This window comes from Methanosarcina barkeri str. Wiesmoor, from assembly GCF_000969985.1.
In the GTDB taxonomy this organism is placed as follows: Archaea; Halobacteriota; Methanosarcinia; order Methanosarcinales; family Methanosarcinaceae; genus Methanosarcina; species Methanosarcina barkeri_B.
In genome coordinates, this window is record NZ_CP009526.1 from 2,373,611 (window position 1) to 2,398,110 (window position 24,500).

Here is a 24,500-nt window from a genome sequence, read left to right on the forward strand (position 1 = left end):
ATCCGGTGTTGCGTCTATTCGATCAATCAGTCCCATCGATTCAATATTTCAGTCTCATCAATATTATATTCCAATCTCACCACCATTTTTCTCCCAATAATTTTTCATTGCTACTAGTGTCAAGAAAATTTAGTTATTGGTCATTTAAAGCTTAGAATCGTTGTATACTGATGAGAAAGTAACAAGAATTATGTTCAATAATTAAATTGTCGTGACACTAGGCTTTTATTAATAAAGACATTATTAAAACAGTAATGAGCTCTACGTGAAAGATTCCTCTAAATGAGTAAAAATAGATAATTGGATGGTTAATTTGTATTTGATTGATATTATATATTTTAACATCATATTTTTATATATGGGAAAATGAGGTTCAAAACCACAATTCTTTGATGTTGCTTGTCCTACAAAAACTGCAAGCTCTATGGTCTTACTAACCAAGGCAATATTACTGGAAATAGAACGTACATAAGTCGTGGAAAGAAAACAAGAAGACATGTTTGCCACCATTGCAGCAAAGTATTCAATGACCATACAGGCACTTTTTATCATGATCTTCGCAAAGATGAGAAAACTATTGATTTAGCTCTTAAAATATCAATGAAAGGAATGAGCATTGAAGCCATTGCCGATGTTTTAGATTTAGATAGTAATTTTGATCTGTAGAACGTTTAATTTTGATATATCTCACTTTCCGCAGATGTCTTCAAAAAAATAACAATTTTCCTGTTATCGTTTTTGGAGAATTATTATAAAATTTGCAGCTATTATCTCAACTGAAACTTAGAAAAATGGTTGCTGGAAGTTTTCAATGAAAGCAAAAGATCGAAAACTGTGAGATATTTCAAAAATACACTTTTGAGTAACCAAGACGATTTTCAGAAAAAACGATAGCAAGAAAAATTATGAAAATTGAAAGGACATCTGCGGAAGGTCAGATATATAGTGAGCTTAATTAACTCCCTCCACTCATTTTTTGGTACAGCTGGTAGTCCAACTACAAACTCCGATGCTGTTATATTTCTCCCAGGAAATAATGTAATTGAGGGTTCTATATAGAAAGTGTCAGAATTTCCCTGCTCACATGATTTTCAAAACCCTGACATTTTTACGCCTCGTAGGCTCAAGTTTATCCTAGTAATGGAGTTTTTAATCCTAGCTTTTTACAAATACCTTAACTTGACTTTTAAAATAAAACTTGTGCACTCCTTTGTTTCTGAAAACTTATCTTTTTACCACAATATAAGACTCAGTATCAAAATCCAGTGATGAATATAAAATAAAAAATCGCTAGATTTTGTAACAGAGACTAATATAATCTAATTTTATAAAACTTTGATAATATAAAAAAGTTTAACAATATAAAACAGATATAAATTCTTGGCATTATATATCGAAAAGTTAAATATAGGAATGCAAACCATGAAAATTAACAAGAAACTTGGTTTAATATCGATAGCGCTGATTTTATGTTTAATCATTGTTTCATCTACTGCATCAGCCGCTACTATCAATGTAGGACCCAACGAAAAATACAAGACAATTCAAAAGGCTGTGGACGCCGCTTATAAAGGGGATACGATTATTGTTAATTCTGGAACCTACCCTGAGAACGTTCATATTACAAAAGATAACTTAACAATTCTTGGAAAGGAGTATCCAAAGGTTTATGGATTCTATAATGCTGAGGAATCTAATGATGACTTCGGCAGAGAATATATTAATATCAATGGTTTCTCTATCACTAAAAACGGAATTGATTTAGTTGGTAGAGCAGCACGTGGCCAAATAATAAAAAATAATTATTTCCATTCTTGTGGTGTTTCTTTTGATGGAGATATGGCTTCTGGTACTATCGAAAGTAACTATTTCACAAATGGTGGGATTTTTTTAAGTCAAGCTTCAGTAAATATAACCGGAAACGAAATTAAGAATGCGGATGTTGGAATTTGGTTAGCTCAAGGAGCTGGATCAGGAACATATGCATCAATTTCAAACAATAAGATAATTGGGTGTAATGTAGGAATTAAGTTTTATCATGAAAGTAGTTCTCCTGGTATTTATAACAATTACTTTAGCAACAAAGAGAACGTAGTATTCGATTCATCGTGGAAAAGCGCTGTAAGCTGGAATACTACTAAAACCGCAGGTTCTAATATCGTTTCAGGACCTTACATTGCCGGGAACTTCTGGGGCTCCCCTGATGGCGAAGGTTTCTCTCAGACAACTTCTGATAAGAACCATGATGGAATTGCAGATTCCCCCTATGTTCTAGACAGTAAAAATATTGACTACTTGCCTCTGGTTGCTATTAAAACTCCGGTAAACACCCCGGTAGCTTCTTTTAATATGTCAAAATCAAGCGGGAAAGCACCATTAAAGGTTAAATTTACTGACACAAGCACTGGCTCCCCAACTTCCTGGTTCTGGAACTTTGGAGATGGGTCAAAGTCATACCTCCAGAACCCGGTTCACAAGTATTCAAAAGCAGGAACATATACTGTTAGCTTAACAGTAAAGAATGCTAAAGGCAAGAACACGGTAACAAAAACAGATTGTGTAAAAGTGATAACAAAACCAGTTGCTGTATTCTCTGCATCTCCAACCTCTGGAAAAACGCCATTAAAGGTTAAATTTACTGATACAAGCACTGGCTCTCCAACTTCCTGGTTCTGGAAATTTGGAGACGGGTCAAAGTCATACCTCCAGAATCCGGTTCACAAGTATTCAAAAGCAGGAACATATACTGTTAGCTTAACAGTAAAGAATGCAGCAGGACTTAACAAGGTAACAAAAACAGAATATATAAAAGTGATAACAAAACCTGCTGCAAACTTCACCAGCAGTGTTACATCAGGAAAAGCACCATTAAAGGTTAAATTTACTGACACAAGCACAGGAATACCTGCTAAATGGAGATGGGATTTTGGAGACGGATCAAAGTCATTCCATCAGAATCCGGTTCACAAGTATTCAAAAGCAGGAACATATACTGTTAGCTTAACAGTAAAGAATACTAAAGGTAAGAACACGGTAACAAAAACAAAATATATAAAAGTTGTATAAAAGTTGTAACAAAACCAGTTGCTTAATTTTCTGCAACTCCAACCTCTAGAAAAGTTCCATAATCCAGAACACCAGTGTTTTCAGGAAGGAAACTATAAGGTTACAATTACAGTTGTCAATGTTGTTGGCTACCTGTGTGGAGCAACTGGTTTTTGAGGTAATTTCTAGATTACCTTTTTTTATTTATTCCACTTTTTTTCTTTTCGGAATGATTTTAACTATCAAGGTACCTTTTTTATCTATTCCGTTTTTCCTTTTTGGATAACAATCCTTTGCTAAATTTGTAGTTATTTTTATTCCTGACAATATCCTTAACTGTGAATGCCGACCTTGAATAAAAGCAGAATCTAAAGCAGAATCTAACCTGACTTTGACAGTATCCACTAATTGGTACTAACTATTTCTCTTCTTTTTTATCCCAAACTGTCAAAGTCAGGATGGAACCACTTTTAAGGATTTTTGCTGATTGTTGGTTATATCGACTTTTAGATATTATTTGATTCTTATTTCTTAACTATTATTTGATTCTTATTTATATTTCTATAGTTATTATATAACCTAACACTAATTTCTAACATGGAATGTTAAAACGTATTCAATGAAATGTAAAAAAAGAGTACAGAAACTGAATACAAATACTCCAATAAAATTCTTTGTAAATATACATCAATAGCTAGCGGTAGAATTACATTTCGTAAGTACTGAAGCTGGATATGTACGAAAAACATAATCATATAATTGTATCAAGTCAAACCAATATGAGGAAAAGGAATATGAGGAAAAGGATATGAAAAGTAAAATTCTACTGGGAGTATTGCTTTTGCTATTTCTATTAGCCATTCCATTGCCTGCAATGGCACGAGCACCTACAGCAGACTTCTATGCTGATAAAACATATGGAAGTGCACCTTTGCATGTTAACTTTTACAGCACTGACGTCACAGGCGACCCAACTAGCTACTTCTGGAAGTTTGAACATGAAACAAGTAGCGATTGGAATTCGCATCACTTTGGAAGTGCTGTTCACACATTTAGACATCCAGGGGTTTATGACGTTAGTCTAACTGTATCAAATGCGGACGGGAGCACAACCAAAACGAAGTCAAGTTATATCACGGTTAAAGAGTAATTCTGTGGCATTTGCCACATACTATTTTGTGGATATAATTAGATGAGTAAAAAATAGTTGGTAGAACGAAAAGATACTGAGTATATTATTTTGGGTTCAGTTGAAAAAGTCTCAGAATAATTCCGACTGCCAACAAAAATCCAGCAAAAGGCGCGTAAAAAGCGTATTTCTAATCCTCACCTCAAAACCTGGTCCTTCTCTCTGAAAGATCAACATGGAGCCTTATACTGGATATACACAGGTTTTAAGACAAAATCTATGCATGAAGAACATTAATTTCAATTTTCATTACAAAGAAATATAACCTAAAAATAACACAATATAGGAAAAATAAAAAAGGATTTGTTTTTATGAATGATTTCTCTCTTACATTGGAAGCTTCTCCTGAGAGCCTGCGATTGTTATCTAAACTCATTAAGCTTATGATTGACGCAAAAAAATACGACGATCAGACAGGATCATCACCTGAGAGTGAGAGACTTAAAGAAATTGAAGAACTTCTAGATAAACCAATTTAGAGAGAACATTAAATTTTATACATATATATTGGTTTTTGCCTGTGTGTCAGTTTAAAATCCTCATGATAATTTAAAATAGGCTTTGGTAATTTTAGAATAGGCTTTGGTAATTTTAGAGTTCAGGGAGATTGCAAGCTTGAAGGAGAGATCCAGCTTTTCAGGTTTTACAGATTTTTCTTTCTTCACTTTGCTGACCCTTTCCTGGGCTGCCTTGGTTGAAAATAGGCCTACACTGTTCTTCCTGTGAGACAATCTAAACTCGGTTAAGGACTTAAAAATATGCCCTTCAAAAAATAATGGTTTGTAGAGCTTCTAATTGGCTTGCCTTTCTTGTTCTTTTGGAAAATGAGTCGGAACAGATATAAGTCGATCAGAGGGGTCTTTTCGTATACACGGATATTATGCCACCAGAAAAAAGTAGGGGTTGTACCCTAGGAGAAATATTATCAGTGATGTTGCTTTCCATGTGGACCATATGGAACACAACAAGGAAATGTTATTCAAGTTAAAACCCTTACTAAAAAAAGATTTTTTTTCCGTTTCTGCTAATTGTTCATTCTCCCAATATTCTGACATCTTACATACCCCTTATAATATTAATATGTGAGTAAATTTATATTAAACTATGTATACAAAATTGTGAAGAGTCAGAATTCTTTTTTTTGCTGTCTCTATGTTGGTTTTTGGCCTGCTTGCCAGTTTAAAGCCTTTGATGATTTGATATAAGCTTTGGTAATTTTAGAGTTTAGGGAACTTGCAGGCTTGAAAGAAAGATCCAGCTTTTCAGGTTATACCGATTTTTCCTGCAGCGTTCCAAAAATCTAATTTAGGAAATCCACGTATTTTAATACGGTTCTATATGGAAGCTATTAATTTTAAGAAAATAATGGTTGCAACCGATGGCTCGCCCTGCTCTGGGCTGGTTGCTGAAAAAGGGATTGAGCTTGCTCGGTTGAGTGGAGGAAAAGTTTATGCGGTCTATGTGGTATCAACGACTTACATGGCTCCTATCAATGGGGAGTCCTTTCCCATGAGTGTAGACCCTTACTGGGAATCCATACATGAGGCATGGAAAAAGCAGGGGAAGGAGGCTGTAGATTCTGTAAAAAGCTTGGGAGAGACGAAAGGGATTAATGTAGAGACTGTTCTTCTTGAAGGCAGTCCCTCAGAAGAGCTGATCCGGTATGCTGAAGAAGAAAAAATGGATATTGTTGTTATGGGCACTCTTGGAAAGACAGGACTGAACAGGTTGCTTCTTGGCAGCGTTGCAGAAAACCTGGTCCGTCACTCGAAGGTTCCGGTTATGGTTGTAAGGGACAAGTGCGATTTATGAAACTGAATTATTAAAACGGAAAAAAGATAAAAATGATTAATAAAAATGGTTTAAATTGAAAATTAAAAGGGTTAGAGCTGCACGTAATGTGCAACTTCACCCAGGTCTTCTTCTATTCTGAGAAGCTGGTTATATTTAGCTGTTCTTTCTCCACGGGCCGGAGCTCCGGTCTTGATCATTTCTGCTCCAATAGCTACCGAGATATCCGCAATTGTTGTGTCTTCGGTTTCGGCAGAACGGTGGCTTACTATTACGGTATAGCCGTTTCTGGAAGCCATATTTGCGGCATCAAAAGCTTCGGAAATAGTTCCGATCTGGTTGACCTTTAAGAGAAGTGCATTTGCTGCCCCCATGTCAACGCCTTTTGAAAGCCTCTCAATGTTTGTAACAAAGAGGTCGTCACCAACAATAATTGTGTCCCAGAGCTCATTGGTCAGAGCTTCGAAGTCCTCAAAGGCTTCCTCATAGAATGGGTCTTCAATGGAAAGGATTGGATAGGAGTTCACAAGTTCGACATAGTAGTCCATCAGTTCGGGAGCAGAGAGTTTCTTGCCGTCGATTGCGTAGGCTTCATCTTCATAAAACTCGGAGGCTGCAGCATCAAGCCCGATTGTAACCTCGGTGTCAGTGTAGCCTGCTTCCTCAATAGCCTGGGCAAGGGCATCAAGGGCTTCGGTTGACTCACTCATCTTGGGAGCATATCCTCCTTCATAGCCCACATTAGTAGAAGACCGGCCGTATTTCTTTTCCAGTATTTTACCAAGAACGTGATAGATTTCGGCTCCGATCTGGAGAGCTTCGTAAAAGGTTTCTGCGCCTTTGGGTTGAATCATGAACTCCTGGATTGCAAGATCATTGCCTGCATGCTTGCCCCCGTTAAGGACATTCATTGTGGGCACTGGAAGAGTAAATGCATTTGAGCCTCCTAAATAGCGGTAGAGAGGAACATTCAAGGAATCTGCAGCAGCTCTTGCAACAGCCATGGATACCCCAAGAATTGCATTTGCCCCAAGGTTTGATTTGTTATCGGTCTCATCGAGCTCGATCATAAGCTCATCGATTTCCCGCTGGTTTCTGACATCAAGCCCCAGCAACTCCTTCTGGATGATGGTGTTCACATTCTTTACTGCAGTGAGAACTCCTTTTCCTCCATATCTATTAGGGTCTGCATCCCGCAGTTCAAGGGCTTCATTCGTACCAGTAGAAGCCCCTGAAGGAACACCGGCTCTGCCAAATCCCTTTGGCGTAAACACATCAACTTCAACAGTGGGATTTCCCCTTGAATCCAGGATCTCCCGAGCATGTATCTTTTGGATCTTATATTCTCCAGAATCCTGCTGTAGACCGATATACGACATTATTTCACCCTTTTTAATCTCTGATCTATCTATAGATATATTCTGTTATTTGAACCTTAACCTTAATTTGAAGCTTATCATTTATTTTGAAGCTTACTCTTAATGAAGCTTAACCTTAATCTTGAAGCTTACTTTTAATTTGAAGCTTACCCTTAACTTGAAGCTTAACTTTAATTTGAAACTTAATCTTAACTTAACCGTTAGATGTCCGAATTGTATTTAATTCTTTATCCGGTTAACGGAAATAATTTTAATTAAGTTTTACGCTATTGTCTCATAAGAAACCCTATTAACAAATGAAGACTATATGTTAAATTTCCAAATCCAGAAATACTTTTGCTTCGAGTATCTTCATCCTTAGCTGTGTGACCTTAGCTGTATGATCTTAACTGTGTGATTTCAGGAATATCATACTGAGAGCATTTGCAAGAGATTTTCTTATTTCGTAACACCCTTAACTTAGGCTTCCTGAGTTTCAGGAATGTCCATTTTCCTGAGGCACTAGCTTTAAATGTTTTGGTCAGGATCAATAATCCAGTTTTTACAAAACCGGTTTTTTTCCGGAGATTTGATAATATTAGTTTTTATATTAAAACTTTCCAAAAAAAGGAATTAGCAGGGTTTGATAGTTATTTAACTCCTTAACAATACTCAATTTATTTAAAAAAACAATTTTATCTACATAAAATATATAAACCTGAAAGTATTATTCACTTCCGATGACCGACGATTCTCCAGTTAATTTAACCGAAAAAGAGTATTCAATTATTGACATGCTCCAGAGCCTGGGCCTCCCGAGGACGGAGGCCACCGCAATCGTATGTCTAAAAGACTGCAGTGAGCTAAGGTCCCTTCATATTGAACTTGTATCTGGACTTAGACAACCGGAAGTAAGTGTAGCCATGCGCCCCCTGCGGGAGAGAGGTTGGGTTGAAGAAAGGTCTGAAAAAAAGAATAAAGGAAAAGGCAGACCTGTAAAATACTACCAGTTAACTTTACCCTTCTCACAAATCGTAAAAGTCCTTGAAGACGAATTTTTAAAAGGTAATAACGAAAAAATGATTGCACTCAAAAGACTTCGAGAACTGGAGACAATATTGCAAAATTGAATTTTAAGAAAACTGCCAGACAATTTGGTAGGACCAAATTATTACTTCTTGCCTTCATACTCAAAACTTTTGAGCCCTGATTATAACTCTTGTTCTACCAGAACGTCATTTCATATCTAAAACTCGCTCAAAACCTACAGGGGCAAAGCCCTGTTCCTTATCTGCAATTCTTCTGGCAGAAAATCCTTCAAGTTCGAAGACAAAAGCCTCAACTACCATAAAAACTTCGCTTTCTCCTCTCAAACACCCGAGTTTTACACTATCTCCCCTGCCTGCGCCTGCATGCAGATGGATCTTAGGCTTTCCTTCCATTAAAAAAATATCTCCAATTCCCAGAATCTCATGTGCATCGTCAAAGCCGGACCATACAGGTTCTGGAGGGATTATACTTTCTTTAGGGCCTGTGACAATCTTTGCCTCTTTTAATGCGCCAAGCAATACGAAAACAGCAGATTCGATGCGCTCCAGTTCAGCAAGTTTAATCAGTTCCAGAATCAAGTCGTCTCCAGAATCGATCCTTACGGTAAATACTCTACCTATTTTTCCTGCTGCATATTCCATCTTTTTATCCTCACTGATCTGTAATTTTTCCGTCCACAAGCCTGATAATTCTGTCAGTTTTTAAGGCCAGGTTCTCATTATGAGTAACCACGATAAAAGTCTGATTATGCTCCCTGTTCAGCCGTCTGAGCAGTTCATAGATCAGGTCACCCGTTTTTGTATCAAGGTTGCCTGTAGGCTCGTCTCCAAGCACGATTGCAGGAGAACAACTAAGTGCCCTTGCTACTGCGACTCTCTGGTTCTGCCCTCCTGAAAGTTCACCGGGCTTGTGTTCCATCCGGTCTTCAAGTCCTACCTCTTTAAGGAGGCTTTCAGCAATTTTCTGTGCTTCTTTCCTGCTTTTTCCCGCAATCAAGAGCGGCATTATTACATTTTCCAGAGCCGTAAAGTCCGGGAGCAGGTGATGGTACTGGAAAACAAAACCAAGCATTCTGTTTCGCATCTCAGAACGTTCCTTATCCGACATATTTGTTACGTCTCTACCGCCTATTAAGAGCGTCCCAGAACTTGGGGTGTCCAGCATGCCTATCATATGCATAAGTGTGCTTTTTCCCGAACCGGATGGTCCGACAATTGCCACGAATTCCCTTTTCTTAATTTTCAAGTTTGCATTGTCGAGCGCGCGAAATTCCATTCCATTTTTATATATTTTTGTCAGGTTTTTAAGCTCGATAATTGGGAGTTCATCAGTCATGCTTTTCCTGCTTTTTCAAAATCATTATAATAAAAAAAGAGGGGCTTTTAACTAAAGAGCTTTTGGGCAGAATACAAGTTCGGTTGTGATCACATCAGACTTACGAAACTCCGTTATACTGGTAATATAATCGTTAAACCAATGGACTAAAATTTCTATATTTCACTAACAATTATACCAATAAAGTAACATCATACGTTAAAAATATTATATAAGATGAACTCATGGTATAACTTGCGTTCTCATCTGTGTCTAAACAAAACTCCGTTAGCAACATCTACTCCACAAAGATCTGTGGCACACAAATAAAGGGATTTAAATTCAGATTCAGTCCTGAATTTTATTCCAAACCTCTTTTCAGACTAAGAAGCGAAAATTTTAATGTATTTCAGTGAATCCGGGCCTTCAGATGGGAACGTAATCTTCCCTTAAACAAATTTTTTCTCCTCGTTTTCCTTCGCCTGAGTTCATCCTATTACTCTTTCTTTTCTCCTTCTTTTTCTCCTTCCTATTCTCCTTCCTTTTCTCTTTCCTATTCTCCTTCCTTTTCTTTGACCATTTCCATTATCCCTTCAGCTGCTAAAATTCCAGTAGCAGCGGCATTGACTATGTCCCTTGAAAGCCCTGCCCCGTCTCCGGCTGCAAAGAGATTTTTGATGCTGGTTTCCATTTTCCTGTCGACTTTGAGGTGCATTGCATAGAACTTGACTTCAGGGGCGTACAGCAGGGTCGAATCTGAGGTGACGCCTGGAATGATCTCATTTAAGGTCTCAAGGCCTTCGATTATATCCATGACTATCCTGTGGGGAAGAGCCATTGAAATATCGCCTGGGGTTACGTCTTTGAGTGTATTTACAACAAGGTTTTTTGCAAGGCGTTCTTTTGTAGAGCGTCGGCCTCTTCTCAGGTCGCCCATGCGCTGCAGGACCGGCTTTCCTCCCCCGATCGTGGTTGCAAGTTTTGCGATAGAACGAGCATATTTTGTGGTATTTTCAATAGGCTCGGTAAGTTCGATTCGGACAAGAAAGGCAAAATTGGTGTTTTCGGACTCCGCGTTTGCCAGAGAGTGGCCGTTAGTTGCAATAAAGCCCTCATAATCTTCCTTTACGACAAATCCACGCATATTCGTACAGAAAGTCCGGACAAAATCGTCGTAACGGCGGCTCTGAATATGGAACTTTGGGTCTCGATTGATTTTCGTTACAGGATCCATAACGATTGCAGGAACTTCAACCCTTACTCCTATATCAATCCCGCCATACCGGGCTTCAATTCCGTGTTTCTCAATCATATCTGAAACCCAGTTGCATCCCCTCCTTCCAGGTGATAGAAGCACATAACTGGCCCGGAGTTCTTGTTCGTCAGAAAGTATAATGCCTCTGCAGGTTTCTTCCTCAATCAACAGATCTTTTACTTCAGTTTCAAGCAGGAAGTCCACTCCTTTGTCAACAAGGTTCCGTTTAAATCGCCCTATAACTGCAGGGGCATTATCTGAACCTATATGCCGCTGCTTTATCTCTATAAAACGTGCTCCTACCGAGGCCGCTCTGCGTTTAAGTTCTTCTATTTCAGGGCTTTCGGTCAGCAAAGCTCCTTGCGGAGCCCCAAATTTCAAAAAGACCTTATCTACTCTTTCTACAAGCTGCCAGGCTTCGGTCTGGTCGCCTGTCAGGGCTGCCAGGTCTCCTCCAACATCAGGCCGCAAGTTTAAGGTTCCGTCCGAAAAAGTCCCACAGCCCCCTACTCCGCACATAATATCACAGGGTGTACAGTGCATGCAGTATGTCTGGGTTTTCATGGGGCAGAAGCGTTCATCTATGTCCCTGCCCATGTCCACAATCAGAATTCTCAGTGGCTTAAATTCCGCAAGCTCGTAAGCCGCAAACATTCCAGCAGGCCCTGCCCCTACGATTATTACATCGTAGTCCAAACTTTCTTCACCTCTCTCCGAAAGTTTATTTTTATCATCCATGTTTAGCACCCTTTATTATTTCTATAAGCACTAGAATAATCAGTAAGTACTATGAATAATCTGAAATTTCCAACCTCAAAATTTCAACCTTGAGATTTCCAGTTTAGACATTTACAATTTGAGAAATTGAAATCCCTGAAAATTACGAAAAAAATTAAAACAAAACCTGTTCAGAGTCCACTCTTTAGGTTAAAGTCTCAAACAAAAAGCTTAAATGACTCGTAAATTGCCTTTTATGCTCATTTTGTACTGAAAAATCAATTTTATGTTCAGCCTCACTTCAAATTTTTTCTCTATACGTATAAACGTGCTAAATCAAAGAAAGTCGAAAAATAAAGTTTTAAATGATAAACAAAAACCTGCGACAGAGATTATTTTTTCAAACGATCCCTCACTCAAACAGTTCTTCCCGTAGTTCTTCCCATAACGCAATTTTCCCCTACTATAATCAGGTATGGAACTGTCCGTATAAAAAACTTCCATCCCGCTTGAAATATAACTTAAAATATCTGTATTTCTGAATAATGTATCAAAGTAAAGAATTTAAAATTTAAAAAACAACAAAAAGTAACTATAGGAATTTAAAACCACTTAAATTGTAAATAACTCTGTAACCTACTCGATTTTTGTTTAGTAAGTAATCAGGAATATATAATATGGAAAATGAAGTTTATTAGTCCTCAAATAAGCTATTTTAGAGGATTTTAGATCTTGTTAATGTGGTATTTCTGGTTTAAAAGGGTGGAGTGACAGGTGTGGGTAAATAAATTAACCGTTTTTTTAGTGATTACTATCTTTTTTATTATTGTGACATATAACCCTGCATCCGCCAGGGAGATTACAGTAGATAGCAATGTTTCAGATGCAGATTTCCGCTCTATTCAAGAAGCAGTAAACAATTCTTCTCCTGGTGATGTGGTTTTAGTTTCCCCAGGAATTTATAGAGAAAGTGTGGATATAGAAATACAGAATATAAGCATCCTTTCGGAGTCTGGAAATCCCAAAGACACTTTTGTTAGGGCTTTTAACGTAAGCACGAATAATATTACTGTAAGCGGATTTAGTATAGAAGAAATCTTAAACTTACGAGGACACAGCGACTATTATTACTATTACAACTATCCAGCTGAAAACTGTACTATTAAAAATAATATTTTGAAATCGGGTATTTATAGTAACGAATGTTTCAATTCAACTATTGAGAAAAATATATTTTTAAAATCAGGTATCAGTGTATATGGTCCTGATAAAGGTTCTTTTACAATTTCTGACAATTTAATTGTTAATGGGGACATTGATTCTCATCTGGGACCAAATATTGATTTGCTTAACAATACCATTCTAAAGGGTAGTATAAGATTGGGTGAAGGTGGGAACAACAGAATTATTGGAAATTATATTTCAAATAGCTCATATTTTGGAATTAGCTTCTGGGAATCTTATTCCAATGAGATCGAAAATAATACGGTTGTGAATTGTAGTAACGGCATCTCCATAGAGTTTCTCTCATCGCAGAATATAATCAACAATAACACCCTGATTTGTAATGATAAAGGAATTTTAGTTGGAGGACATGTATCAGGGGAAAACATAATTTCAAATAATACAGTCTCAAGCAGCAATATAGGAATACTGTTGAGCGGTTCGAGCTCAGTTGGAAATCCGGCAGGAGGCAATTCACTATTAGGCAACACTATCTCAAACAACAATATCGGGATATTGTTCGAAGGTTATTCTTCTAGTAATCTGGTGAGAAATAACAGGGTGGAACTAAACAAGCAATGCGGAGTATATATCAACAACGTCGGATGTGGAGCGCGATATGGTTCTACTAACCAGTTCTACAACAACATCTTCAATAATACAATCAACTTCTTTAACGACACGAGTAATTATACACATGATTATACGAGTATCTATACAGGCAATTCCTATACTATACAACCAATAGGCAATGGAACCGGCATAGTTCCTGTTGCCTTGAATACCATAAAAACCTCAGGCACTAATATTGTAGGTGGACCTTATATTGGTGGTAATTACTGGGCAAAGCCTGATGGAACCGGTTTTTCGCAAATCTGCGCTGATTCGGATGGAAATGGAATTGGCGACCTGCCTTACAATATAACCGAGAATGAGACTGATTATTTCCCTCTTGTATCTTCATCAAGATCAAAAGAAACAATAATTCCCGTTGCAAATTTCAGTACTAACATCACGCATACTCTTGTCCCACTTTCTGTCCAGTTTATAGATCTTTCACGAAATGCAGTTGCATGGAGTTGGGACTTTGACAATAATGGAATGCCGGATTCTACAAGCCAGAATCCGGTTCATGTGTATACATCACCGGGAACTTACATTATCAACTTAACAGCAAGCAATGGAAAAGAGACATCCTCAAAAACTCACGAAATAATTGTGCAAGAAGCTAAAGTTCCTCCTGAAGCAGAATTCTATGCAAATGTTACAGGCGGACAGGTTCCTCTTTCAGTCCAGTTTACAGACCTTTCAAAAAATACAACAGCAGTAGTATGGGATTTCAACAGTGATGGAATTCCTGACTCTACAGAAAGAAATCCAGTTTATGTATATACCTATCCTGGAAACTATACCATTAATCTGACAGTAAACAATATAAAAGGCATGGATTCAAAATCATCTACAGTAACAGTATCTCCTTCACAACGTCTGGAAGGTAAACTCATCCTAACGGAATATCAGATTACTACCAGTGAATTGGATGAGACACAACCTGCAATCTACGAAGACAGAATTGTATGGCAGAGTAATTGTAATGGAAGTTATACTTTACATCTATACAATATATCCACTTTTTCGGAAACTCCAATTGTTAGCAGAAATAATTCTGAATTTTACCCCGCTATCTATAATGACAGGATTGTGTGGCTGGAATCCGGGAACATATACCTGTACAATCTCTCAACTTCTACTAAAACTCTGATCTCAAATCAATTGGGAATATATCCTGCTATTTATGGTGATAAGATTGCCTGGCAGGGTGAATGTAATGGAGATTGTATATATATGTATGATGTATCCAGCTCAAAGCAAGCTCGGATAACAAACAATAAATCATCATCTTATCTGCCTGCTGTCTATGGGAACAGAATCGTGTGGGAGAGTCGTCGCATTGCCAATGGATCTTCTAATATCTTTACGTATGATCTCTCTACTGAAAAGGAAACTCAGATAAGTACAGACGAATCCTATCAGCAATCTCCTGCCATCTACGGGAACAGGATTGTCTGGGGAGATTACCGCAATGGAAACAAGGATATCTATATGTACAATTTATCTACTTCCGAGAAAATCCAGATAAGCACCAGTGGATTAGCATTCGATCCTTCTATCTATGGAAACAGAATAGTATGGCGGGATAGCCGCAACGGTAAGGAATACATAGAGAACTCAAATATCTACATGTACGACCTTTCCACTAAAAAGGAAACTCAAATTACCACTAGTGGACCAGCAAGCTCTCCAGCTATTTATGGGAACAAGATCGTATGGGAAGATAGACGCAATGGAGATGCCGATATCTATATGTGCATTATCTCGGAACAGAGGGAAGAATCACCTGATGCAGATTTTTCTGCATCCTCTATTTCTTGAAATGTGCTGTTAATCATGAAAGTAAATAACAGTGCCGTGAACAAATTTTTAGCTTTATTTCACTTAAGTAATGCAAAAATAAGGAGTAAAGATTACTAAAACTTAAAACTAATAGTTTTTAACCATTTAAACTTAAAATAACTTCTTAACCTGCAGTATTTTCCTCAAAGAAAAGATTAAGATTATATAAGATCCCTATAAATAAGATTAGGATTATATAAAGCCCCTAAAATTAAGATTTATTAGCTCTTAAATAGCTGAATTTTCAGGGCTTTATTTTCAAGACTTTAGTTTGATATTTCTGGTTTAAAGGGGGAAGTACAGGTGTGGGTAAATAAATTAACCGTTTTTTCAGCGGTTGCTATATTTCTTATTACTGTGGTTTATAGCCCTGCATCCGCCAGGGAGATTACAGTAGATAATAATGGCTCAGGTGCAGATTTTCGATCGATTCAGGAAGCCGTAAACAATTCGTCTTCAGGAGATACGGTTCTTGTCATGCCTGGAACTTATAACGAAAATATAATTGTTAACATTAACTCGCTGACTATTAAGTCGAAATCAAAAAACCCTGAGGTACTGGTAAAGTCTCTAGAGGAAAACAAAAGCGTTTTTCTTATAACAGCTAGTAACGTAACTCTGAGCGGCTTCAATATAACAGGAGCTAAAGGAAGTTACACTTATTATCCATCTGGGATTTGCCTTAAGAATACTAGAAACTGCAAAATTACAGGCAACACTCTATTTGAAAACTATCTGGGAGTGTGCCTTGTTAATGCTGATTATAATATAGTTTCGAAAAACTTCCTATTCAACAGTTCTATTTCTCTAAATGAAGGCAGTAACATGAATAATCTGAGAGACAATGCACTTGAAGAAGGGCCCATTTCTCTGTCATACTCCAGGTATAACACAATCTCAGAAAACTCTCTCTTCAATGGTTCTATTTCTATGGGTGAAAGCGGCATGAATAACCTGACAAACAATACCATTGAAAAGGGCTCCATTTTTCTGGCAGCATGGTGCTCACTTAACCTGATATCTAAAAATAAGATCTTAAACGGACAGGGTATAAGTATTGCCTGTTGTGGGGGAGGTGATAATATATCTGATAATGTGATTTCGAATTGCTCCACAGGGGTTTCTACATATGATCACGGCATAGATGTTATTAACAATAGCATTATAGACTGTTACCGTGGGATATATATTGCTCAGTCGCCTTCCAGAATTCATAATAATACAATCCTGAACTGCAGCACTGGAATTACTGTGATGGATTCTACTACTGATATATCAAATAACATAATAATCTCCAGTGCAAAATGCGGGCTCTCTATTCCAGACCGAGAGTTTGATGAACGAGTATATAACAACTACTTTAACAACACTATAAACGTAAGGCTGGGAAATCATGACAAGTATACCTGGAACAGTTCACGTGTCTCAGGTACTAATATTGTAGGCGGGCCATATTTGGGTGGCAATTATTGGGCAAACCCGAATGGAACCGGCTTTTCTGAAGCCTGTACGGATTCAGATGGAGATTGGATTTGCGATTCGCCTTACAATCTCAATGGAAGCGATTTCGATTTTCTTCCTCTTGCATCTATATCCAGAACACAGAATCCACCTGTTGCAAACTTCAGTATCAATATCACACAGGGACTTGCCCCTTTTTCAGTCCAGTTCACAGATTCTTCACAACATGCACTTCTATGGAACTGGGACTTTGACAATGATGGAAAATCAGACTCTACGGAAAAAGATCCAGTTTATGAGTATAAAGCTCCAGGAAATTATACTGTTAATCTGACAGTCAGCAACGCAAAAGGTACGGCCTCGAAAGCTCAGAAGATTATTGCACAGGATGCAAAGAGTCTTCCTGTAGCCGATTTCAGTGTTAATACTACAAAAGGCCAGGCCCCTCTTTCTGTTATTTTTACTGATCTTTCGCAAAATGTAGCAAAAAGAGCATGGGACTTTAATAATGATGGTATTACTGATTCTACAAACAAAACTGCAGTTTATACCTATACTTTTCCGGGAACCTATATTGTTAACCTGACCGTAGGCAATTCAAAAGGATCTTTCTCAAAGTTATTTCCGATAACAGTATCTCCTGTACGGCGTGTAGATGGGCAACTTATCCTTACTGAATATCAGATCACTACCAACGGAGTAAACCCGAGTCGACCTGCTATTTATAAGGATAGAATTGTATGGTCGGATAATCGCAATGGAAATCCTGATATTTATACGTACGACCTTTCCACTTCCATGGAAACTCAAATAACTACAATCAAATCATACGACTATTCCCCTGAGATCTATGGTGACAGAATAGTGTGGACTGATTATCGTAATGGAAACGGAGATATTTACCTGTACAACCTTTCTACTAAAAAGGAAACTCAGATCACTACTAATGAATCCGCCTCAAATCCTAAAATCTACGAAGATAAAATAATCTGGGTAGATTACCGCAATGGTGATATTCAAAACTTCTCAAATCCCGATATTTTCATGTACGATCTCTCTACTCATAATGAGACTCAAATTAGCAGCAGTGCCTCAGATGATTTTTCTCCTGACATATATGGAGACAGGATAGTGTGGTGCGCTAAACGACATGAGTCTGAAAACTCCAGTATCTACATGTATGATCTTTCTACTTCAAAGAATACAAAAATAACCACCAATGAATCACAACATATGAATCCTGTAATCTATGGTGATAGGATCATCTGGGAAGATTACCTTAACGAAAAACGCAGTATACACATATATAATCTCTCCACTTCTACAGAAACCCAGATTGCCACCAGTCAATCAGGCTATCATTGGCCTGCTATTTATGAAAACAGAGTCTTGTGGGCAGATTATCGTAATGGTCATATAGATATCTATATGTATGATCTCTCCACTCAGAAGGAAACTAGGATAACCACTAATGGATTATCATTTGCAGAGTCTGCTATTTATGGAGACAAGGTTGTGTGGACAGGCAACATCAATGGAAAAAGCAATATATACATGTGCATTATTTCGGAAGAGGGAAAGATACCAGAACCACCCATTCCAGACTTTTCTGCATTTCCTACTTCTGGAGGAGCACCATTAAAAGTATTATTTACTGACAATAGTACAGGTGGACCGACTTCCTGGCTCTGGGACTTTGGAGATGGCATTAATTCAAAGCATGCTTTAAATGCAACTCATACATTTAATGAACCAGGAAAGTATAATGTAAGCCTTATAGTAAACAATGCAAATGGTAGCGCCACTAAAACAATACCTGAATGTATTACAGTTTTCAAAAAGGAATGAATATCTTTTATACTGGAATAATGGAATAACGATGAGTAAGTAAATTCGGTAGCCAAGGCTGCTTCCTTTTTTCTCTTTTTATTTTCCTGATAGCCGACTCTGCTTTTTTTCTCTTCTTTTTTTCCTGATAGCCGGCTATGCTCCTTTTTTTTCAATTCACTTTCCTGATAATCAGTTTCTTCACAACTTTCTTTTTAGCCTCTCCGTTAATGTTTTCTCTTCCTTCATCTTCTGAAACTTCAATCCAGAGCCTGAAGTTATGATCATTGCCTGCTCCAAGATCTCGAATGCAGATTTCAAGAGGCTTATTCCTTGCAGGTTCTTTTTTTCCTCGGAGTTTCTGGTGAAAGGTTTTTGCGGCAGCTTTTTCGGGGGAAGGAGCAGAGATTACTCCAATCATTCCTCCGTTTTCGTCTGTAGCAATAAAAGTTTTTTCTTTTTTCTCCTGCGCTGCTGGAGTTTCCTGTTTTATGGTTTCCCGCCTGAGCTGACGCCTGACCCTGCTCAGAGCATCTTCTATGCTTCTTTTTTCAGGAGCTGGTCTCGAAGATCTAACTTCGGAGAGGTGTTTTTCTTTTCTCTCCGGCGGAATATAAGGATCTTTTCCAAGGAGTTCGTGCAGGAGCATGATTGCAGCATGTTTATCAAGGGGTTCGTTATTATTTCCACATTTTGGGGACTGAATACAGCTCGGGCAGCCGCTTTCACATGGACAGCTCTCTATTGCTTTTAAGGTGCCGTCAAGCACCTCTTCTATAAGGTCATAACCTTTTTCGGCGTACCCTACACCACCCCGGTGACCGTCGTAAATGAATATCCCGCTTTTGCCTCCAAGGTCAGGATGAGACGGTGTGGAAACTCCGCCTACATCGCTCCTGTCCACAAGCAGGTGAAGAGGATACATTGAAATCATCGCGTGCTCTATAGCATGAATTCCGCCTGCAAAATCCAGTTTATGCTCTCCTACAAGCTCCTGCAGCCTGTCCGGAAGCTTGAGCCAGAGAGCCATTGTCTGGAGGCTGACCGGCGGCATCTCAAGTGAATGAGCGCTCATTACATCATTACTCTGAGTCTGGATTTTCCTGTACCCTATAACCCTGTCAGTTACTTCAACTTCCCCAAGCCCGATTTCGACCTCCGACGCGTGCAAAAGCGGCTTTACAGCATAGGTCTCCTGCACAAGTACGGACGAGTCAATCATGGGTTTAGTATAATAGGTATCATGTGTTTTTATTGCATGGATTTCCTTCTTTTCGTGGTCGATCCTGTTTATATAGTAGGATTCTCCCCTGTGCATATAAACAGCTCCTGGATGGCATTCTCTGAATGCAAGAGTTTCCTCAATGTTTTTTTCAATAGGAAAGCGCTTTTCCCCTTCAAAAGCAAGGAGAGAGTAAGTATTATCGTCGATTCCCCTGAGAGAAACGTGTTTGTACGGAAACGGGTCCGTCGAATACTTCAGGTCGTCACCTGCAAGCAAGCCTTCGGCTTCCAGAAGTTCCACAACTCTTGCATACTCTTTTCCAAAGAATTTCTCATCTGACGCCTGCAGAGGAACCTCCTTTGCGGCACAGAGCAGGTGCCCTGCAAGGATATATGGGTTTTTGGGGTTAAGCACAGCATTTTCACTGCTTCGTGTAAAAAAGTCAGTTGGGTTTCTCATATAATACTGGTCAAGGGCGTTTGTACCCGCAACGAGGATAACAAGGCTTTCGTTTCCGCTCCTGCCTGCCCTGCCTGCCTGTTGCCTGGCACTCATTACTGTTCCTGGATAGCCGTCAAGAATACAGGCATCAAGCCCACCGATATCTATCCCGAGTTCAAGTGCATTTGTAGAAATAACCCCTCGAAGCTCTCCTGAATTCATTTTCTTTTCAATTTCTTCTCTTTCTCGATCAAAGTAACCACTCCTGTACGAGCAGATGGCAGGAGAGAGATTTCTGCTTCTCAATAGCTCCCTGCAGCTTTTATACATCCTTTCAACTCCTTGCCTGGACCGGGTAAAAGCCAGCGTCTGAAGTCCTGCCTGCACAGCTTTTGAAAAAAGCGAGGAAGCTTCGGAAAAACTGCTTCTCCTCAGTGTACATCCCTTATTATTCTGATAAAGTGGAGGGTTCCAGAAAACGAATTGCTGGCTGCCCTGAAAAGAGCCGTTATTATCAACAACTGCTGCTTTTCTTCCGATAAGAATTTCCGTATGTTCTTCCGGATTTCCGATGGTTGCAGAACAGCAGATGAACTGCGGAGACGATCCATAGTACTCAGCCACACGCAAAAGCCTCCTGAACAGGTTTGCCATATTGCTTCCAATAACTCCCCGGTAGTAATGGCTCTCGTCAACAACTATGAACCTGAGGTTTGAGAAAAAGCGCCTCCAGAGATGATGCCACGCAAGAAAGCTCATGTGAATCATTTCAGGGTTTGTTAAGACCACATTGGTCTGCCCTTCTCTCACCTTCCTTTTCTCGGCCTCTGAAAGGGCGCCTGTATAACGGGCTATGCCTGCATCTGATTTCAGCTTCTCTTCAAACTCCAGAAAGGACTTTAACTGATCATTTACAAGCGCATTTAAAGGGGAGATATAGAGGGCAGTTGCTTCAGGTTCATTGAGAATGGTTTCGAAAATAGGAATCATATAAGTAAGTGATTTTCCACTTGCTGTGGTCGTGCAGAGTACGATGTCCTTTCCTTCCCGAATTATTTCTATAGCCTCAGCCTGATGCACATACAGATCTTCGATTCCGATGCCTGAAAGAGCTGCTTTTACCTGCGGTTTAAGGGTAAGAGGAGCATACAGAGCTTCCCTTGCAGGAATTTTCTCATTATGAACGATCTGGTTTTCATAGCGGCTGGAAGCTTTTATCTGATTTAAAAAGTGAGAAATGTCCATTTTTTCGGCACCGTTTTATTTTCTGTCCGGGAAATGTTATTTTTATACTATTTTGCTTTTTTCTTTCCTATTTTTTCGGCTATTCAACACTCTAAAATTCCCTGAACAAGAAAGTATTTACCTGGCACTGTCTCACCCAGAGCCGCCATCGATATTGTCTTCTTCGATATTATCTTCGATATTGTCTTCTCTATTTAGATCTCCAGAACATGATGATAAGGAGGAATTTCCACAACTGCGTTCTGATCTACTATAACTGGAACTTATAGGATAGAAGCGGCTCTCTCTTAATTGTTCAGATGGGACTACCAGAGACATATTTTGAAGTAGTTCCTTTGCAATTCCGAGAGATATAGCATACACCAGATAAGAATCCCAGGTCTCTATTGATTCAGGAGAATGTTCTTTGAGAGCAGGAAGGTCTGTAAGATATTTTTTGAAATTATCACATTGTTTATAGTAAAGGCTTCCTTCAGGGGTCCAGTGACCAAATATCGTTATTAACATGCCTGAGAACCTTATAATAACGAACCCGAAAATCCCGATTAAACTGGTCATTACATTTATCTTTGAAGCCAGAGGAAAAGTCTTTGTAGGGAAAAATCCTGAAATGAGAATATAATAAACGATTGAAGCCATTAGAATGGTTCGGGCAAACCAATACATGTATACGTTTCCTGTGAATTGAAAATATTTATCAAATTCGGTGTATGTTTGAACTTTCCTGTTCCAGGAAGTTAAGAATTGATGGAAGCTCTTTCCATTTTGCAGTTCCTTTTCAAGTTTTTTCCAGGAAATTTTTCCTTCGGAAGCATGAGTTTTTAACAGATAAAGTACATCTTTTTCAAAATTTTCCAGTTCAGACAAGCTTCCTTCAGCCTCTGAATATATCTCATTATTAAGAAGTTCAACCATAAAGTCTATGGACTCGGATTTTGATTTCTGAGAAGAGTCTGATTCTGGAGTATGGGACGAGTCTAATTCTGGTTTCTGGGGAAAGTCCGATTCTGGAGTATCGGACGAGTACGATTCTAAAGTATGAGAAGAGTCTGATTCTGGAGTATGGGACGAGTCTGATTCTGAAGTATGTGATGAGCCTATCTCTTCAGGTTTTAAATTTCGCAAAGAGATATAGCCGCGGTTAACAAGGTCCATAACCGTAGCTGTAAATCCGTCTATTGTGGGAATTCCCATATTCCCCATTACAATGGCATTTACCACTACAGGTTTGGAATTATCAGGCACTTCCGTTTCAGAAATTTTTTCATAAAAGATTTTTTGTTCTCTTCCATAGATATAGTATATAAGTAAAGGAAATGCCAGGACAAAAAGTGCAAATAGAAAGGTCTTCCTATAAAGGCTATTTAAGATCAGGTTTTTCTGTTGATATACATATTCAGTAGTTAATATGTTTTCAAGTCCCCCAGCATCATCTACCTTGACAGGACTAAAACCAGAGAATGCAATTCTTGGGAAGACCGCTCGAATTTCATACCATTGAGTAGAAGGAATCTCGCCTGTCCTTAAACTAATAACATTATTTTCTATGTTTACTTCCTGCGTATAAGCAACCGGATGAATCCAGTATCGGATTTCGCTTTCGTTTTTTACCGGCAGCATAACATTTCCTTTAAAGCTTTTCAGGGGCTTCTCCCATTCTCCTCCCCACAGCTTATAACTGAATTCAGAAACATCCCTGTGGAATTTGACTGCACCATAGTAATCGTAAGAAATAAAAAGCGTCAATTTTTCCGGAGTAGGATCTGAAAGCTTGCCTATTAACCTGTATCCTTCTGGAATCGACTCAACCCTGAGTTTACATGCCTTGTCTGAGCAGCGTCCCTTGACATTCCGGATAGATCCTCCGGGTAACGCCTTGAGTTCTCTATGTATATCAATGTAGTCTCCATCAAACGCATATGAAACCGATTCCTCAACATGGGCCGTCCCGCTGGCATTAACAATTATATTTGTCTCAGCCCCTTCCAGTGAATATTTTGCACTGGCTGAGGACACCAGGCAGAGAGCAAACAGTAAAAGAAGAATTGTCTTCAATAGAACTGTTTTCGATAAAATTGCTTTCGATAAAATTGTTTTCAATAGCGCAGAATTAAGACTCGCTTCTATAACAGCTTCACAAGAAGCATCTAAAAACTCCAATCAAGTCTCCCCCAACCCTGTATTAGATTCTGATAATTATATTATCCGAATATTATTAATACTTGGGTTTGAATCTGGGTTTGAACTGGCTTGCAGATACTTATATTTTGAAAAGTATATGTCAGGTATATGTCAGATATACTCCGGATATTATATGTCAGGTATAACTCAAGATAAGTGATCTTTTGCAAAAATATTCTTGATTTTAGTAGATTGCATCGCCCTGTAATCTGTTAATTAATCCAGACAAAAAAGATAAAGAATAAAGTTCGTGGTTAGGTATATGGAATATACGTCTTCGATTTTAGTGCAAAGATAACTACCACGAATTCCCCTAATGTGCGCACTAATTCACTCCTAATCTAGTGGTACTAGATAATCTCTTCCTGTAGTTAATCTAACTCGATTAAATTATGGGTCAATAATAAGGCTGCTACCTCATTTAATTTCAGTTTAAGTTCTGACTTTCCCTGAAATAGTTCATCATAGATTGCAATTAAATACCTTTTATTCTATGGAATATGCCAGCAGGGATGTGATAAAACTCCATTTTCATAAATTAACGATAACTCATCTATTTTATCCAAGACAGTTTTTTTATCCATAGTTCCTTCGAAAATAATACATAAAAATAATACATATAGTCGTCTCAAGTTCCTAGATAAATAATAAACGTTTTTCAATGTCAGGATTCTCTATTAAGTTCCCCCGCATTTTTCTCATATATTTTATATTAACTCTCCT

General features: G+C 38.4%; 13 protein-coding genes and 1 pseudogene. 7 read left to right on the forward strand and 7 right to left on the reverse strand.

Annotation, left to right across the window (positions count from 1 at the left end; translation table 11 throughout):
- Positions 1-370: 370 nt before the first annotated feature.
- The 3 genes and pseudogenes from MSBRW_RS09970 to MSBRW_RS09985 form a co-directional block, all read left to right on the forward strand.
- Positions 371-645 (forward strand): annotated as a pseudogene (locus MSBRW_RS09970) (IS1 family transposase); the annotation flags it as partial.
- 777 nt (positions 646-1,422) lie between these two features.
- Complete coding sequence (locus MSBRW_RS09975; protein ID WP_011307794.1) at positions 1,423-3,066, forward strand: right-handed parallel beta-helix repeat-containing protein; 1,644 nt, start codon at positions 1,423-1,425, stop codon at positions 3,064-3,066.
- Between the two features lie 820 nt (positions 3,067-3,886).
- Complete coding sequence (locus MSBRW_RS09985; RefSeq protein WP_157209502.1) at positions 3,887-4,195, forward strand: PKD domain-containing protein; 309 nt, start codon at positions 3,887-3,889, stop codon at positions 4,193-4,195.
- Between the two features lie 578 nt (positions 4,196-4,773).
- Here the strand turns inward: MSBRW_RS09985 and MSBRW_RS09990 are convergent.
- Entirely contained in the window at positions 4,774-4,965 is a 192-nt protein-coding gene (locus MSBRW_RS09990) for a hypothetical protein (protein ID WP_048102930.1), read from the reverse strand.
- Positions 4,966-5,572: 607 nt separating this feature from the next.
- Here MSBRW_RS09990 and MSBRW_RS09995 point away from each other — a divergent pair.
- Positions 5,573-6,046 carry a universal stress protein gene (locus MSBRW_RS09995; RefSeq protein WP_011307792.1) on the forward strand — a complete coding sequence of 158 codons (474 nt, stop codon included), beginning with the start codon at positions 5,573-5,575 and terminating at the stop codon, positions 6,044-6,046.
- Positions 6,047-6,117: 71 nt separating this feature from the next.
- Here the strand turns inward: MSBRW_RS09995 and eno are convergent, their stop codons facing one another.
- Entirely contained in the window at positions 6,118-7,404 is a 1,287-nt protein-coding gene (gene eno, locus MSBRW_RS10000) for a phosphopyruvate hydratase (RefSeq protein ID WP_011307791.1), read from the reverse strand.
- A 719-nt stretch (positions 7,405-8,123) separates the two neighbouring features.
- Here eno and MSBRW_RS10005 point away from each other — a divergent pair.
- A complete protein-coding gene (locus MSBRW_RS10005; protein WP_011307790.1) occupies positions 8,124-8,513 on the forward strand; it encodes a transcriptional regulator in 390 nt (129 codons plus the stop codon).
- 105 nt (positions 8,514-8,618) lie between these two features.
- Here the strand turns inward: MSBRW_RS10005 and MSBRW_RS10010 are convergent, their stop codons facing one another.
- The 3 genes from MSBRW_RS10010 to MSBRW_RS10020 all read right to left on the reverse strand — a co-directional run bounded on the left by MSBRW_RS10010 (position 8,619) and on the right by MSBRW_RS10020 (position 11,740).
- Positions 8,619-9,074, reverse strand: a complete 456-nt coding sequence (locus MSBRW_RS10010; RefSeq protein ID WP_011307789.1) for a PPC domain-containing DNA-binding protein — start codon at positions 9,072-9,074, stop codon at positions 8,619-8,621.
- A 10-nt stretch (positions 9,075-9,084) separates the two neighbouring features.
- Positions 9,085-9,768 (reverse strand): ABC transporter ATP-binding protein, encoded by a 684-nt coding sequence (locus MSBRW_RS10015; protein WP_011307788.1) that lies wholly within the window; start codon positions 9,766-9,768, stop codon positions 9,085-9,087.
- Between the two features lie 532 nt (positions 9,769-10,300).
- Entirely contained in the window at positions 10,301-11,740 is a 1,440-nt protein-coding gene (locus MSBRW_RS10020) for an NAD(P)/FAD-dependent oxidoreductase (RefSeq protein WP_011307787.1), read from the reverse strand.
- 753 nt (positions 11,741-12,493) lie between these two features.
- Between MSBRW_RS10020 and MSBRW_RS10025 the strand changes: the two genes are divergently transcribed.
- Positions 12,494-15,376: a NosD domain-containing protein gene (locus MSBRW_RS10025; protein WP_011307786.1), complete on the forward strand. Its 2,883-nt coding sequence runs from the start codon at positions 12,494-12,496 to the stop codon at positions 15,374-15,376.
- Positions 15,377-15,700: 324 nt separating this feature from the next.
- Positions 15,701-18,706: a PKD domain-containing protein gene (locus MSBRW_RS10030; protein ID WP_011307785.1), complete on the forward strand. Its 3,006-nt coding sequence runs from the start codon at positions 15,701-15,703 to the stop codon at positions 18,704-18,706.
- A 151-nt stretch (positions 18,707-18,857) separates the two neighbouring features.
- Here the strand turns inward: MSBRW_RS10030 and MSBRW_RS10035 are convergent, their stop codons facing one another.
- Both MSBRW_RS10035 and MSBRW_RS10040 read right to left on the reverse strand, forming a co-directional pair.
- Complete coding sequence (locus tag MSBRW_RS10035; RefSeq protein ID WP_011307784.1) at positions 18,858-21,596, reverse strand: DEAD/DEAH box helicase; 2,739 nt, start codon at positions 21,594-21,596, stop codon at positions 18,858-18,860.
- A 132-nt stretch (positions 21,597-21,728) separates the two neighbouring features.
- The gene (locus tag MSBRW_RS10040) at positions 21,729-23,756 is read right to left on the reverse strand and encodes a DUF2207 domain-containing protein (protein ID WP_011307783.1); all 2,028 of its coding nucleotides are present in this window, start codon (positions 23,754-23,756) and stop codon (positions 21,729-21,731) included.
- Between the last annotated feature and the right edge of the window lie 744 nt (positions 23,757-24,500).